Below are 14,691 nucleotides of genomic sequence, written 5' to 3'. Positions count from 1 at the left end.
TAAGCCTATCTCTTAGTGCTTCTTCATATTTAATTGAATACATCTACAAGCCTTTTATACTCATAAATGATGATTTCATAGCAATTTTTCTCAAATTTTTATTAAACATAAAAGGCGATTTTATGTGTTTTAACGTCATTTTTAAATTCATTTTAGACATTTTATTTTTATATACTCTTCCTACATCATCATTTTGATTGTCATTTATACAATTAGAAAGAATACTTGAACTGTACAGTGCGTAACTAATGCCTTCAGCAGAACTTGGACTAATTAATCCTGAAGCTTCTCCAATTAACAGAATGTTATCTTCCCCATAATAAATTTCGTTATTGCGAGTAGCTCTATTTATAAAAGTCCCTTTTCTACTGACCAAATTTGAAAAATCAAAACCCTTACTTGACAATCTCATTTTCAACAATTCAAATTTTTCTTTAGCATCAACTTTATCTAAAGCAGCACCAATTGATATGGTATTTTCTTTTGGAATTACCCAAGAATAAAAATCAGTGATATTATTATCAAATATTGCTATATAATATGGCAATATTTTCTTTGATTCATAGACTTCTTGAATTGAAAGGTATTGTTTAGGCCATTTATGATTATTATATGCACTCTTTCTTACTACAGAATTTGCGCCATCAGCGCCAACTAACAGTTTAGTTTCAAGTTCTGTTTCTTTATTTTGTGTACGAAGCTTTACAATTACTCTGTCCGATTTTTTCTCACAATTAATAAAAACAGTATCGAGCATTTTATCGATATTATCTGGTATCATTTCAAACATCCAACTGTCAAATTTAAATCTGTCGATGTTCAAATAAAACCTCTGGTAATATCTTTCTATATTGCTGTTTAGATCAATTGTTTTCACTGCAAATATCTGTGGATTTACTAAAACATTATTTGGTAAGGATAAATTTAATTTTGCAAACATAAGTTGTGCATCTGGAGCCAACAATCCTCCACACAGTTTCTCATTATAGCTAGACATATTCCTAAAATTTCTTCTATCTACTAACAATACTTTCTTCTTTTTACTCACTAATCTCGCTAGATTAGAACCAGCAGGACCAGCTCCAATAATAATTATATCGTACATAATATCTCTCCTTTACTCCATAATAAAGGATTATTTATCGTTTTTCAATATATTTATATTGTTTTACATGATTTTTATTCGAATTTCTAAATCAAAAGTTATGAAACATAAAAAAATACCTGAAAAATATGATACCTTTAGCTAATCCGCTCTAAAAACCATATAATTCAGGTGATAATTCTATATTTTTAAATTATATTGTTCTATTGCTTTCTATAAACTATTTCCCCGCCTACTACTGTCATAACTGTTTTAATATCTTTTATTCTTTCTGCATCTATCTTAAATATATCATCATCCAACACAGCAAAATCAGCATAATAATTTTCCTCTAATCTACCTTTGATGCTTTCTTCAAAACTTACATATGCCGACCCCTTAGTATATGCATCTATTGCATCATAAATGTCCATTATTTCACTTTCATTCCACGATTTGTCAAGCTCACCACTTAAATCTTTTCTATTCACTGCGCAGTAAATATTATTAAATGGATTAAGATCTTCCACAGGAGCATCAGTTCCTAGTGATACGTGCACACCTTTTTTCACCAAAGTATTAAATGCGTAAGATGTTTTTGCTAATCTTTCCCCAACTCTATCTTCTACAATGTGAATATCATAATTTAAAAATATAGGTTGAACTAATGCCAAACACTCTAATTTTTTCATCTTTGCTATAATTTCTTCATCTGTAATTTGTAAGTGTACTATCCCATGTCTGTTTTTATTGCCATTGTTAATTATCTTTTCATATGAATTAAGAACCTGTTCAATAGCTCCATCCCCTATCGCGTGTATGAGCATTTGTCTATTATTTGAATCAATGTATTTTGTTATTTCATCAAGTTCTTCATCTGTGTATATATTAACACCACTATTGCCTATATCATCTTTATATTCATCTCTTAAATATGCCGTTCTTGCTCCAAGAGATCCATCTGCAAATAATTTTATAGGTCCGATTTTGTTAAAATTCGTATTGTATTCTCTTTCATTGAAATTATTAATAAATCTAGAAATAGCTGAAATATTTTCAAACGCGCATTGGTGTGTAATCCTTATATAAAGTTTCCCTTCTTTTTCTATCTCTTTATAAGCTGACAGTACTTCTTCGAAATTATCGCCACTGACATCATTTGTTTGAACTGATGTTACCCCATTTTCTAATGCATGAGCAATTGCCAATTTAATATATTTTTTTCTTTGTTCAGCAGTAGTCGTATTTAAGAATTTGTTGAAAAGTTTCATTGCATTTTCGCAAAATACTCCATTCGGAAATCCATCATCTTCTCTAATTATTTTACCGCCTTCTACATCTAATGTGTTTTCATCTATTTCTAATATTTCTAAAGCCTTTGTGTTTGCTACAAGAATGTGGCCACAAACCCTTGTAAACACTATAGGTATATCTCTTGAAATTTGATCTAAATCATGTCTATTTAGTAATCTTTTTTCACCAACAAAGTAATCTTGATTCCAGCCATTTCCTAGCAATACGTCGTCAATTTTATTATCTATAATATATTTTTTTGCATTTTCAATAACTTCATCAATGGATTGAAGCCCGTACAAATTTAGGTTTGATAATCTATATCCTACACCTTCTAAATGAAGATGAGAATCATTAAAGCCTGGTATAACAGTTCTTCCTTGCAGATCTATTAGTTCACAATTTTTATTCAAAGACAATATTTCTTCATTTGTCCCTATTTTTTCGATGATCCCATCTTTAACAAACATGGCTTGTTTGAACATATCTCTTCCTTGATAAAATTTCCCATTGTAAAATATTTTTTCCATTTTTACCTCCAAAAAAATTTAAATTATTCTCCTCTTGTGCAATATATTTATACCTGTTATAGCAAATGCACCTCCAATTAAAGCTGTTATGAGTTGAGGAGTACTCATACTTGCAGATAGTGCATTCGCTACTTTAGTTGGAAACTCTAATCCAAAGACGTATATAAGATTTTTTGCAGAAAATGATAAAAATAAAAATTTTAAAACCGATCCAATAATAACTCCGATAATCCTCTGAATTTTACCCTTTTCCATAGAGATGCTAAATGTCAGTACATATATAGCATTTCCTACCATAATAAACGGAATAAATGGTGCTAATGGCGCTGCTAATTGACCCACAAGATAAGCTAATACAGGAGTTAATATCCCTACACCTACCCCAAACCATCTTCCACAAATGTAAACAGTTAAAATAAGCACCATATTGACTATAGGCCCCACTATAAACTGATTGATTTCAGGTATAGTTCTCCCTATTATTTGGAATATGATTGCTATTGCAAGTAGTACTGAAGCTTGAACTAATTTTTTTGTTTTGTTTTCCATAATGGCTCCTCTCATATGTTTATACGATAATTATACAATTAATATTGATTAATAATATTAACTATTAATATACCATATTTACTCAATTTTTACAGTGGTTCCTGAAATATATGAATTTATGCTGGCAAAGATTGCTTTCATTGAAGGAAGTATATGTTCAACAGAAAGGACAGAATCAGTGTTTTTCTCTAAGCAATCTATAAATTCGTCTATAACTCCACTTTTAGTCTGATTGTCATTTGTCTGAATTCTTTCTAAATCAAAATCTATTTTTTCTCCATTTCTTAACAATATTTTTATAGCATATTTCTCATCGTCATAAATCCTCATTATTCCTTTAGTCCCATAGATGACGGTGCTATTATCTTCAGCCCCATAGTAAGTCCAGCTAGCGGTCATAGTGCCTATGGCCCCTTTTTTTGTCTTGTATATACATATTGCGTTATCCTCAACTAAAATCGGGTCACCAGTTTCATATTTTTTATCTAAAGTCGATAAAATAGCAGTTGTTTCAATTATTTCATCATCTAACAAATAGTTGATTAAATCAGTCTTATGAATACCTAGATCAGCTAAAACTCCCATTGAAGCGATATCTTTATTGAAAAACCATACATTTAAACCTGGATTTATGCTCCACGTTTCAGGACCAGTGTGTCCAAATGTAGTTCTAAAACTTAAGCAATCCCCAATTATATCATCCGCAATTAGCTTTTTTGCATAGATATGTGCCTTTGTTAACCTCTGATTATGACCTATTAATAATTTTTTATTGTTTTCCTTGGCAGTTTTAGCCATTATCATGCAGTCTTCTAGATTTGTAGCCATTGGTTTTTCACATAGTACATGTTTCCCTTTTTCTAAAGCCTCAATTGTTACTTTAGCGTGCATATTATTAGCTAAACAAATGCTAACAGCATCAATATTATCATCATTAAGCATATCGTGATAATCTTTATATTGTATTACATTATACTTGTCAGCTAGCTCTTTAGATCTTTCGGCTGTTCTGTCAAACAGTCCTATTAGTTTAGCATTTTTATTGTCTAAATACTCAGGAATATGCCTAACTTGAGCAATTTTCCCGCAGCCAATTATTCCAACTCTAATCATTACTTGCCTCCTTGTGTATATAAATAAATAATAAGCAATATTCTTCCACCTTTCATCTGAAGTAACTTGTTCTAAGATGACTTTATGTTTATTTTTATTATAATACAATATACATGGTTAGACTAATATTTTCAAAATAACAAATATATTCATTTTTATACTTAAAAAAAGGCATCAAGATTTTCTTCTTAATGTCATAGAAATAATAGTATTTCGTAAAATAAATATTATATGTAATTAAAGATTACTAAATTGTATATCAGATTATTCTTCTCTCTCAGATACTTTTATATGAAATCCCTTAAATAAAAATAAACTAATAATGTCTAATGTTCCAATAATAATGATCGCAATTATACTATGTCCCCATCTTCAACCTCAATTTCATTGCTCTTAATCCCAGATTGTGTTACTTGTACATATGCTCTATCTCGAGAAATATTGACTTCCGCCTTTTTTTGCTCCTCGACCATAGCGACCTTTTCTCCGTTTACTTTTATACACATTTTTAAAGCTATCCCTTGCCATCCGGTATTTCGTTTAATTGTAATTGACATATAATCAACTCCCTTGATTTTGTTGCAATTTTTATTAGGTCACGATGTTTGATCCCCTACGGTGTAGAGCATACAAGCCATAATCCATGGAATATTAAACAACGCTCTTTGTTCAAACATATACTCATACAAAGCTCTTCAACTCCTAATTCTTCAGGAAAAAGGACGTATTAGCAACACACAGTCAAATGCCTTAAACTTACTGACATCGAGATAATTCGAATAGTGAAATGAATCACACTAGGTTATCTTGAAGTCCTTTTAACCATGTAAAAATCGATTTTCTATCTCAAACCTTACTTATTTGTTTCTTTCAATGTCAACACTATCAACAGCATTGGGTTTTTCCATCTTTGATGGATACTTATTTTCAAATTCTACCAATATCTTAAGTAATCGCTCATCAAGAAAGGTAAGAGCTTGCTTTCTGATATCTGTCGGTATACCATAGTAGGCCTCTGCGATGCCTCCTGTAATGGCTGCAAGTGTATCACTGTCACCACCTATTGATATAGCATTCCTAATTGCGTCTTCAAAATTTTTTGACTCAAAGAAAGCTTCCAATGCTTGAGGCACTGTCCCTTGGCAGCTTTCATTAAACTCATAACTGTCACGAATTTCATCAAGTGTAAAATCTAGCGAATAGTAGTTCTCCGTTATATAATTACGAATATCAAATAGACTCTTTCCAGAACGTGCTAGGAAAATAGCAACCGCTGTAGCTTCTTCACCTTTCAACCCTTCTGGGTGATTATGCGTAACAATAGTCACTGCTTTTGATAGTTGTTTAACTTCGTCTAGATCGTTAGCCACAAAACCACATGGGCTGACACGCATTGCAGCTCCGTTTCCATAACTACCATAAGGTTGAGGATTGTTTGAGAAAATCCACCTACTAAATTTCCCGCCATATCCGCAATCAGGATAATGCCTTCCGATTTCTTGCATATATTTTACAGCATTCTCAGAAAGATCACTGTAATCTGCTTTGCTTTCCAATAAAGCTTTTGCTATTGCCAAAGACATGATAGAGTCATCTGTAACGCTACATTTATAAGTCATTAATGCAAATTGCTTGCTCCTGTTGTTATTCCATTCAAAACGAGAACCGACGATGTCCCCAATAATAGCTCCTAACATATTTGATTCCTCCCCGTTGAAATTCTCTTAATTTATCTAAGCCCTCATTCTAGAGCTTTTAACTTTTCAGTGATTTCTATGGTGTCTTTATAGATTGTCAATTCAATTCATTTGTATATTCATCAACTTTTTTGTTGTTCCCTAATAGAAAAAAAGTTATTTCAAATTACCTAAAATCTTTTTATCTGTCTTTAATTCTTCTAAGGGATACCAGCCCAAAGATTAAAAGTACTGCAATTCCCAAAAACCAAAGCATTGATCCAAAGAAGACCCATAACTGCATTGGATTTACATTAGCGGCTACATTTGCCTCTGGTAGAGCACCACTGATAGATTGATTAATGTTAACCATACCCCCATTTATATTAGAAGATGTGTCGTATAAAATATCGTTAGAAATAGGGGCGAGATTTGCTGGAATCAAGCTCATACCACTTTCAAATGATAGGTAAAATTAGTCTAATAAAAGCAACTGCCCACAATATATTAGACAATTATAGTCTAACACCATTAGACTATAATGCCAATATGTAAAAAATTTGCAGACTTGTCAAGCCTGCAATTCATCTATAAATTATCTTTTGTTAAATTGATTCAATAAATTTTTTGTCTATTACCTAAACTTTATGTGCACACCATTTTTTATTGATCATTATATTCACCTCTCAAACATTAAGTAGTAGATTTAGATTAATTAAAGACATAAACCTCATAAAAACTATTCATTTCTGTGAATTGATGTGAAATAATAATTAAAGTTCTATCCTTAATTGATATTAGCTGTTGTTCAATTGATTTAGCATTTTTCTCATCTAGATTAGCTAACGGTTCATCTAAAATTAGTATAGGTGTTTCTCGGAGCATCGACCTAGCCAATGTAATTCTCCTTTTTTCTCCTCCTGAAAGATTCACTCCATTTTCTTGAATTAACATATCTAATTTTTCACTATTTGCGTAATTTTCTAGGCCCACCTTAAATAACGCAGCAATTAACTTTTCATCAGATATATCTTGATACATCGTTAAATTATTCCTTAATGTATCTTCAAACAATATTGCATCTTGCCTCATTACAGTGATAATGTCATTTAAATTTTTAATTTCATTTACTGGTATATCGTTAATTTTTACACAACCTGAACTTGGCCTATAATAATCTAATAATAGGTTCATACTCGTTGTTTTCCCAGAACCACTTGCTCCTCGCAATAAATATTGATTGTTTTTCATAAATCTCATATTAATATTTTTTAAAATATGTTCTTGGTTCTCATATCCAAAAGATACATCATCAAATATCACTTCTTGAAAATCTTCTTTGTCTATTTCTACATCTGCATACTTAACTGTTCTTTCATCAATAAATTTTAGAATTGATTTGTTTACTGGTTTTACTGATATCAGATCTTGTATAAAGTAGGATAAGGATATTATTGGATATGATAATTGGTCAATCATACCAACAGCAATAAAAAACTGTCCAGCTGTAAAATCCCCCTTTAATACCAGGTATGCTGCAAATACTAATATTATAAAGTGAGAGAAATATGAAAGTGTGGCTGAAATAGATTTGGTTAGGTAATTTATTTGTCTTTTTCTTAAGTTCTTTTCCATAGTGATATTATTAGATACTCTGAACTTTTCACTAATAATTCTTTCTATAGAAAAATTTTTAATCATTTCAAATCCTCTAAGCCAATCTGTTATCTCCTTTATATGCTTTTCAAATTGATCAACAAATTCTACCTGGGCTCTTTGTAATTTCTTTTCAATTAGCTTAGGTATATATAAAGGCAATGTTAGGAGAACTAAAGTAATTATTGCTATTCTATATTCTAAAATAAATAGCGATATACTTACAATTACTATTTTAATTATAATCTCAGCTAGCATTGGAATAGTTCCAAAATATTGATTTTCAATTATCTCCATTTCATTAGTATATTGTGCAATATATTCACCTTGTTTCTTTGTCAAAAATTTCGGGTAATCCTTGGATATTAAGCTGTCAAAGTAATCTGCTCTTAATTTTTTCATAGAATCAACAGCGAATTTTCCCCTAGACATATCATAAAGATAATAGAACCCTAGCTCTGCAATTATAAATATACCAAGATAACAACCATATCTTATGGTTTTATCAAAATTATTTGATAAAGCATAATCCAATACATCTCCTTTAAGAAATTGGACGCTTACAGCAAATATTGCAGTTAATGAAGAAAAAATGGCCGTAAGAAATAACAGCACCCAGTTATTTTTTATATATTTTTTCATTTTTTATCCTCCTATTTAATTATTTCATAACAATAGAAGGGTAAAATCTTCCTCCTATTGTCTTAGAAGGATTTTCTCAATCTATTCATTCTTTTCACCTCATTAAATTTATCAAAGTTTACATTATTTAATACTTACCCTCAATATATCATACTCTCTATTAAAATCAATACTAATTGACTGAATTATTCCTCAATACTAAATGCAAGTTAAAATGAAACACTTTTTATCTCTGCTAAAATGTATAAGTAGTTATCAAATATCGTTTAATATGAATACACTAAAGCAATAAAAAGCCAGAGTATATAAATACTTCGCTAAAAGGCAATGCTAGATATTAAGCAAAAATTCTTCACTCTTGGAAACCCTTATTTGTCAGTATTTTGAATGCTATATTCATCAACCCTTAACATCAATACCGCCGTCAATATGTTGGGAAATAAGTTGATAGTTACCGAATTTGCATTTTAAACCCCTGTTATCATTGAGAATATATGCACACTCGTAGATTAAAACATATCCATTATTGGTACTCATTAATGGGAACAAATTGACACTTTTAAAATAAATATTTCCTTGCCAAAAGTGTACATATTATTCATGTATTGGTTAGGTTTAGATATCGAATCTGCTTTTCTTTTTTATAACGGTTTTCATGTAGCAAATAAATCTGATTGATTTTTCCTAATCGTCTGCATAATCTTCTTTGAATTTATTATAAACATCTTAGAACGAACAATGCTTGCAAGCTCAGTAATATTTTATTTGCCTTTTCTTTTTTTTTTTTACAACTACGGCTCTGAGCTATTATGCATACCTCTATTTGCTAATAATATTTATCACTACCGAATCATTTGCATCAAGTCATTGATATCTACTAGTGAAATCAAATGTTGCTGACGTTCAGCAAACTGTCTTGCTGGTTTTGTAAAACTTGAAGTAGTTACCAAAACCGCTTTATTTGCCTTACGGTCAGCTTGTACTCCTAACAAACTTCTTACCAAACTAACTCCAACAGGATTTCTTTTTGCATGCTTTTTACATTCAATAAGCAACATAAATGGAAGCCCTCCGATATTTTTAGTGGCGATAATGTCACATCCGCCATCTCTTGTTTCTGGAGTTAATGCTACATCAAATCCTTGCTGCCTAAATAATTCAGCAACAAATTCCTCGAATTCTCTTGATGAAAGATTATATATTTCCTCTCTATCATGTAAAACCTTATAAATATTTAAATAAGCACGATTAACTTCTGTACCTATTTCCACTTCTTCATAATTTCTGTAGTCAAATTCATAATAATTGACTGCTATTGATGGTGCTTGTGCAAAAGTACATCCTCGGCTCTCATAATCCTCATAATTTAATATTCCGACTGGATACTCATATGCTCTAACTGTATAGTGCATAAAATTACCACATTTTTCGCAACTATATTCTCCGGCAAAGACATATTCGACCTCAAAACCCATATTACGCTCGTATGAATATGTATCTACATCTAAAGAATCTTTATCGATTATATGAATTGAACTACACCTATCGCATCGAATGATTAAATCATTTTCAAGACCTAATTCCACTTGCAAAACCTCTTATCTTCATTTTTCATATATTTTACCAACCAGTTCAACCATAGATCCTTAAATTATTTGTATATGGCTACTGATTATTATTATATCATAACAAGGGCTATTCATCTGGACATCCGACATCATAGGAATTGTGTCCAATCTCGGAAGATTTTATTTTATATAAAATGAAAGCTCATCAAATATTCCATTATATAATAAGTATTGTAGAACATCTCTAAAAGAGATTAGTTCACCATTCCTCATACTCCTATCAGCTTAACTTCTCATTTTCTATATTTCAGTATTATCCCTCTCCTTTTGGGCCATATATTCTTCACGAATCTGAGACAGAGTTTTTCCAGTTCGTTTGTGTACAGCAAAAACATAAGTCTGCACACTAGACCATCCATAAACCTCTTTCAACCATGCTTGCATAGATCTTTCTTCTCCGTTTACAATAACATTTCCATTAGAAAGAAGTGTACCCTCATCTTCCTTTCCTTTGGCTACGATAATATATAATATCTCCTTCTTTGACAACGCCCCACTCAATCATTAGGTCAATTTTGGGCAAAGAACGACGTGTAATTTTCTTATCACTTGGAATAGAGATGATAATAGATTTATCCATTAAATTCACATAATAATCATCATATTTTGTAACAGGAAGCAATTTTTCAACATAGAAATATATCTCATCACTAATTTTGTAAGGGGTAAGTCTAAAACAACTCATATCTACGTTGTTACTATTTAACCATGCTACAGCAGAAAGTGTCTGTTCGTCAAAATCAGATGCTATAAGGATTATCCTCTGCTTTTTATTAAAGTTTTTCTCAGCATCATTAACTCGAAGAAAATTGTTGAGTTTTCGAATTCCAAGTTCATATGAAGTCAATTCACCAAGTTCAAATTCACTTCTGTACTTTTCAATATATGGAGCGTAAATTTTTTTACTAAATCGTCGGTCTTTTCAATAGTTGCATAGCTAGCGGCGTATCTTATTGCCTGAAACTCAAAAGCTTCTCTGCGATACTCAATATCGTTGCGATCCCTCTTAATTTCTGTAAGCACAATATTTCCATTGTTATCGACTGCAGTCAAATCACTTCTTCCATTCTTCTCATTTTTAACTTGTCTACTGAAAATAAGCATAGATTCCTCTTCATCACAGATCATATCAATACTGTTTCTTAAAATTTCTTCAATATCATTTTCAGTCATATTTAGTTCTGAAAAAGTGACCGGTTCAATCCTAGCAGCTTGTTTCCACTTAATACTGTACATAATCTCCACCTTTAGAGTTTCATTTCATTCAATAAATCCCTAAGCTTTTTAAGCTCCTCGGCACATAAGGTTATACCTTTGCTCATTTTATCATGTTCAGGTGCCCAATCCCTGATGTCATATTTAGGCTCCCTGTCATTCCAGCTGATTAAATTCAGTTCCTTTGACCAGCCTTTGTTATTTTCCGAAAGAGTACCCACGGTTTGTTTAATTTCATATTTTATTTCTGCCATGTAAATCATTCCTTTCATTCATCAGTAGGTCCATTGACTACTTATATAATTAGTTCATTCATCTTATTAATTTAATCTTTTCTTTTGGTATCTTAATCCACTTTTTTTGCTAATTTTTTCGTGTAAGGTAGAAGTTCTTTAATTTTTCCCACGATGCGTTTTTGTTCTGCTAGTGGAGGGAGAGGAATTAGTAAATTATTGAGACTTGTGCTATTTAGTGTTTTTCCTTTAATTGCTCCTTTTGTGTCCCCATACGTTGATAATTGTGGAAGCATTGTAAACAGATAATTACGAATTATGTTCTCTATATCTGAATAAGGATATATAGATATAATAGCTTCATTGTGAACTGCATCAATATTTAAAATACTTACTTTCCCTACCGTTAGTTTAAAACTCATAAGTAAGGTTCCTTTTGGAACAAGTGCCATCTTAAATTTTTCTGACAATGCAGCTTCACTAATTTTCTCTTTTGTCTCTATAATATATCCGCTAGTGATCATATCAGCAATTGATACCCAATTATAATCTTCATTCCAATATTTCGCATCATTCCTAGGAGGTGTTTTCCCAATATTAAAATTGACTATATCTCCCAACCTAACCCACTTCCAATTCTCCGGAATGTCAAATGGTATTTCATCCTCAGTAATCTCTGGAAGTGCATTGGTCTTTTTAATCTTGCCTTCCTTAATCAGCTTTTTCTTCTCTTCTTGAATCTGCTTGTAAAGGTCTTCAGCTGTTCCATCTTCTTCTCGCTGCACTACTAGCTTGCCTTGAATGGCATGTAGCAAAATAGACTTTTGCATATCTTCTGGGAACTTTTTATTCAGCTCCTCCAATTCCGAATAAGCTACATCGTATTTATCCACATAAGGCATCAGCTCTTCTATTTTTGCTACGATGCGTTTTTGTTCTTCTAGTGGGGGGAGAGGAATAATCAACTCTTTTATCCGTTTAATAGCTAGTTTAGGTTGTCCTACTTTTGTAGTATGCTCCCTAATTTGATATTGAATAAAATTGCTACTCAGCATATAATACATGAATTCTTTAAAATTGAAATAAATGACTAATTTATCCGCATTTTCTGTTAAATTAGCATTATCTAATTCATCAGGAACTAGACCCACTTGCCCAATCGTACCTGCTACTGTTATATAAATATCATCTTTCGAAATTGTGTAATTTTTTATTTTTGGATAGATATCACGAGGTATATATTTTATGTCATCTAATAAAATGCTGCCATTCTTCATATCTGCTACTCGAATGTATTTATATCCAGTATCTTCATCAGCCAATGATCTTCCTGCTGGTATTCTCTTACCTCCATTTACAGAGACAATTTCTCCCAATTTGACCCACTCCCAATTTTTAGGAATATCAAAAGGAATATCATCTTCTGTCAAATCCTTCAGTTGGGTTTCTTTTTTTATTATTTTATCTTTGATTAGTCTCTTTTTTTCTTGCTTGATTTTCTCAATCAATTCCTTTGCAGTACCTTCCTCTTCTCGCTGTTCTACAAGTTTTCCCTGTATGGCAAGTTGAAGGATGCTGTTTTTCAAGTCCTGTGCATTCATTTAATTACCTCCAAGCATAGAAGTAATCTGTTCTAATACGTGATCAATTTCTGCATTCAGTGATGCTCTCTTCTCCTGATATTCTTGAATCAATTCCATCGGCTCAGGGATTACTTCCTCTTGATGAGGATACCCGCAGAGTTCAATATTGTAGCTTCTTTCTACGATTTCATCAATTGAATATTTCTTTGCTTTTGGAAAGCCATCCATTTCAATTTCTTTTCTATTTTCCCACCAGTTTAGGGCATCGTTGAAATGCTCCAGTTTCATCGGTCTTGTCTTGGAGAAGTTCTTATAGCCTTCTGGCATGTCCACACGATAGAACCAGGTTTCTTTGGTCGGTTCTGTGTTATCGAAAAACAATATATTAGTTCTAATGGATGTATAAGGCGCAAAGACACTATGTGGCATTCTCACCACTGTGTGGACATTGAACTCACTGAAGAGCTTTTTCTTGATATTGAACTTCCCATTATCTGTACCAAACAAGAAACCATCCGGAATGATTACTGCACATCTCCCATTTTTCTTAAGCCTATACATGATTACATTAATAAATAAATCTGCTGTTTCAGAACTTCTAAGTACTGTTGGGAAGTTAGCCTTCACGCTGTCTTTTTCACTTCCTCCATAAGGTGGATTCATTAGAATCACATCAAAATGCTCCATTTTTCGCATATCCTTGTAGTCCATCTCCAGTGCATTACCATGAAGGATGTTTGGATCATCAATATCATGGATCAACATATTAGTGACACAAAGCATATGGGGCAATGCCTTCTTTTCAATCCCGAAGACAGAATTGTTGTAGATTTCTCTATTTTCCAGAGAGTTTCCCACTTGCTTGTCCAGTTCATTCAGTGCAGAGACCAAAAATCCACCGGTGCCACAAGCAAAGTCTCCAATTCTATCGCCCAGGACAGGTTTCACCACTTTAACCATAAAGTCCGTCACTGCTCTCGGTGTATAGAACTCACCAGCATTACCTGCGCTTTGGAGGTCTTTAAGGAACGACTCATAAATAGCACCAAACTCGTGACGTTCCTTGTATTCCGTAAAATCAATCTCATCAATGATATTTATCACCTGTCTTAGAAGGACACCATCTTTCTGATAGTTGTTGGCATCTTCAAAGGCATTGCGGACAATTACCTGTCTCATTGGCGTGGTTTCATCAATTTCTAGATTCTTAAGGGTTGGAAACAGGGTGTTGTTGACAAAATCAAGAAGTCCATCTCCTGTGAGTGCTTCTCCATCTTTTCTATCTACTGCCCAATCTCTCCACTTTAGTCCTTCTTGGATGATGGATTTGTAATTGTCATCTAACAATTCCCACGTTTCTTCTTTGGCATCATATATTTTAAGGAATAGAATCCACACGATCTGCTCAATTCTCTGAGCATCACCATTGACCCCTGAGTCGTTTCGCATCACATCCTGGATTCGTTTCACAAAGTTACTAATCGCCATT

The 14,691-nt window shown here is 32.3% G+C and carries 15 protein-coding genes; all 15 read right to left on the bottom strand.

The features are described from left to right. Nucleotides 1-43: 43 nt before the first annotated feature. Nucleotides 44-1,105 carry an FAD-binding protein gene (locus E4100_RS05165; RefSeq protein WP_135270977.1) on the bottom strand — a complete coding sequence of 354 codons (1,062 nt, stop codon included), beginning with the start codon at nucleotides 1,103-1,105 and terminating at the stop codon, nucleotides 44-46. Between the two features lie 203 nt (nucleotides 1,106-1,308). Next, nucleotides 1,309-2,907: an amidohydrolase gene (locus E4100_RS05160; RefSeq protein WP_135270976.1), complete on the bottom strand. Its 1,599-nt coding sequence runs from the start codon at nucleotides 2,905-2,907 to the stop codon at nucleotides 1,309-1,311. Between the two features lie 18 nt (nucleotides 2,908-2,925). Continuing rightward, complete coding sequence (locus tag E4100_RS05155; protein WP_135270975.1) at nucleotides 2,926-3,456, bottom strand: ECF transporter S component; 531 nt, start codon at nucleotides 3,454-3,456, stop codon at nucleotides 2,926-2,928. Between the two features lie 78 nt (nucleotides 3,457-3,534). Continuing rightward, on the bottom strand, nucleotides 3,535-4,569 hold the full coding sequence (locus tag E4100_RS05150) for a Gfo/Idh/MocA family protein (protein WP_135270974.1): 1,035 nt from the start codon (nucleotides 4,567-4,569) through the stop codon (nucleotides 3,535-3,537). Between the two features lie 353 nt (nucleotides 4,570-4,922). Further along, nucleotides 4,923-5,126, bottom strand: a complete 204-nt coding sequence (locus tag E4100_RS05145) for a hypothetical protein (RefSeq protein WP_135270973.1) — start codon at nucleotides 5,124-5,126, stop codon at nucleotides 4,923-4,925. Nucleotides 5,127-5,426: 300 nt separating this feature from the next. Beyond that, nucleotides 5,427-6,266 carry an ADP-ribosylglycohydrolase family protein gene (locus tag E4100_RS05140; protein ID WP_135270972.1) on the bottom strand — a complete coding sequence of 280 codons (840 nt, stop codon included), beginning with the start codon at nucleotides 6,264-6,266 and terminating at the stop codon, nucleotides 5,427-5,429. Between the two features lie 181 nt (nucleotides 6,267-6,447). Continuing rightward, nucleotides 6,448-6,618, bottom strand: a complete 171-nt coding sequence (locus tag E4100_RS09300; RefSeq protein WP_167792083.1) for a hypothetical protein — start codon at nucleotides 6,616-6,618, stop codon at nucleotides 6,448-6,450. 338 nt (nucleotides 6,619-6,956) lie between these two features. Then, nucleotides 6,957-8,543: an ABC transporter ATP-binding protein gene (locus tag E4100_RS05135; protein ID WP_135270971.1), complete on the bottom strand. Its 1,587-nt coding sequence runs from the start codon at nucleotides 8,541-8,543 to the stop codon at nucleotides 6,957-6,959. Between the two features lie 842 nt (nucleotides 8,544-9,385). After that, the gene (locus E4100_RS05130; RefSeq protein ID WP_135270970.1) at nucleotides 9,386-10,129 is read right to left on the bottom strand and encodes a restriction endonuclease; all 744 of its coding nucleotides are present in this window, start codon (nucleotides 10,127-10,129) and stop codon (nucleotides 9,386-9,388) included. Nucleotides 10,130-10,411: 282 nt separating this feature from the next. After that, nucleotides 10,412-10,555: a hypothetical protein gene (locus E4100_RS09560; RefSeq protein ID WP_209315287.1), complete on the bottom strand. Its 144-nt coding sequence runs from the start codon at nucleotides 10,553-10,555 to the stop codon at nucleotides 10,412-10,414. A gap of 52 nt (nucleotides 10,556-10,607) precedes the next feature. Next, complete coding sequence (locus tag E4100_RS09410; RefSeq protein WP_209315286.1) at nucleotides 10,608-11,018, bottom strand: hypothetical protein; 411 nt, start codon at nucleotides 11,016-11,018, stop codon at nucleotides 10,608-10,610. Then, nucleotides 11,015-11,407: a PDDEXK family nuclease gene (locus E4100_RS09405; protein WP_209315285.1), complete on the bottom strand. Its 393-nt coding sequence runs from the start codon at nucleotides 11,405-11,407 to the stop codon at nucleotides 11,015-11,017. Before E4100_RS09405 ends, E4100_RS09410 begins: the two co-directional genes overlap by 4 nt. An 11-nt stretch (nucleotides 11,408-11,418) precedes the next feature. Then, entirely contained in the window at nucleotides 11,419-11,640 is a 222-nt protein-coding gene (locus E4100_RS05120; protein WP_135270969.1) for a YdbC family protein, read from the bottom strand. Nucleotides 11,641-11,732: 92 nt separating this feature from the next. Then, on the bottom strand, nucleotides 11,733-13,220 hold the full coding sequence (locus tag E4100_RS05115) for a restriction endonuclease subunit S (RefSeq protein ID WP_135270968.1): 1,488 nt from the start codon (nucleotides 13,218-13,220) through the stop codon (nucleotides 11,733-11,735). Then, nucleotides 13,221-14,690 (bottom strand): class I SAM-dependent DNA methyltransferase, encoded by a 1,470-nt coding sequence (locus E4100_RS05110; protein ID WP_135270967.1) that lies wholly within the window; start codon nucleotides 14,688-14,690, stop codon nucleotides 13,221-13,223. Nucleotide 14,691 lies beyond the last annotated feature (1 nt).

Origin of the sequence: Soehngenia longivitae, assembly GCF_004684055.1 — a bacterium.
GTDB classification, from domain to species: Bacteria; Bacillota; Clostridia; order Tissierellales; family Tissierellaceae; genus Soehngenia; species Soehngenia longivitae.
Note: the sequence above shows the minus strand (reverse complement) of the source record. Positions and strands in the feature narration are given on the sequence as shown.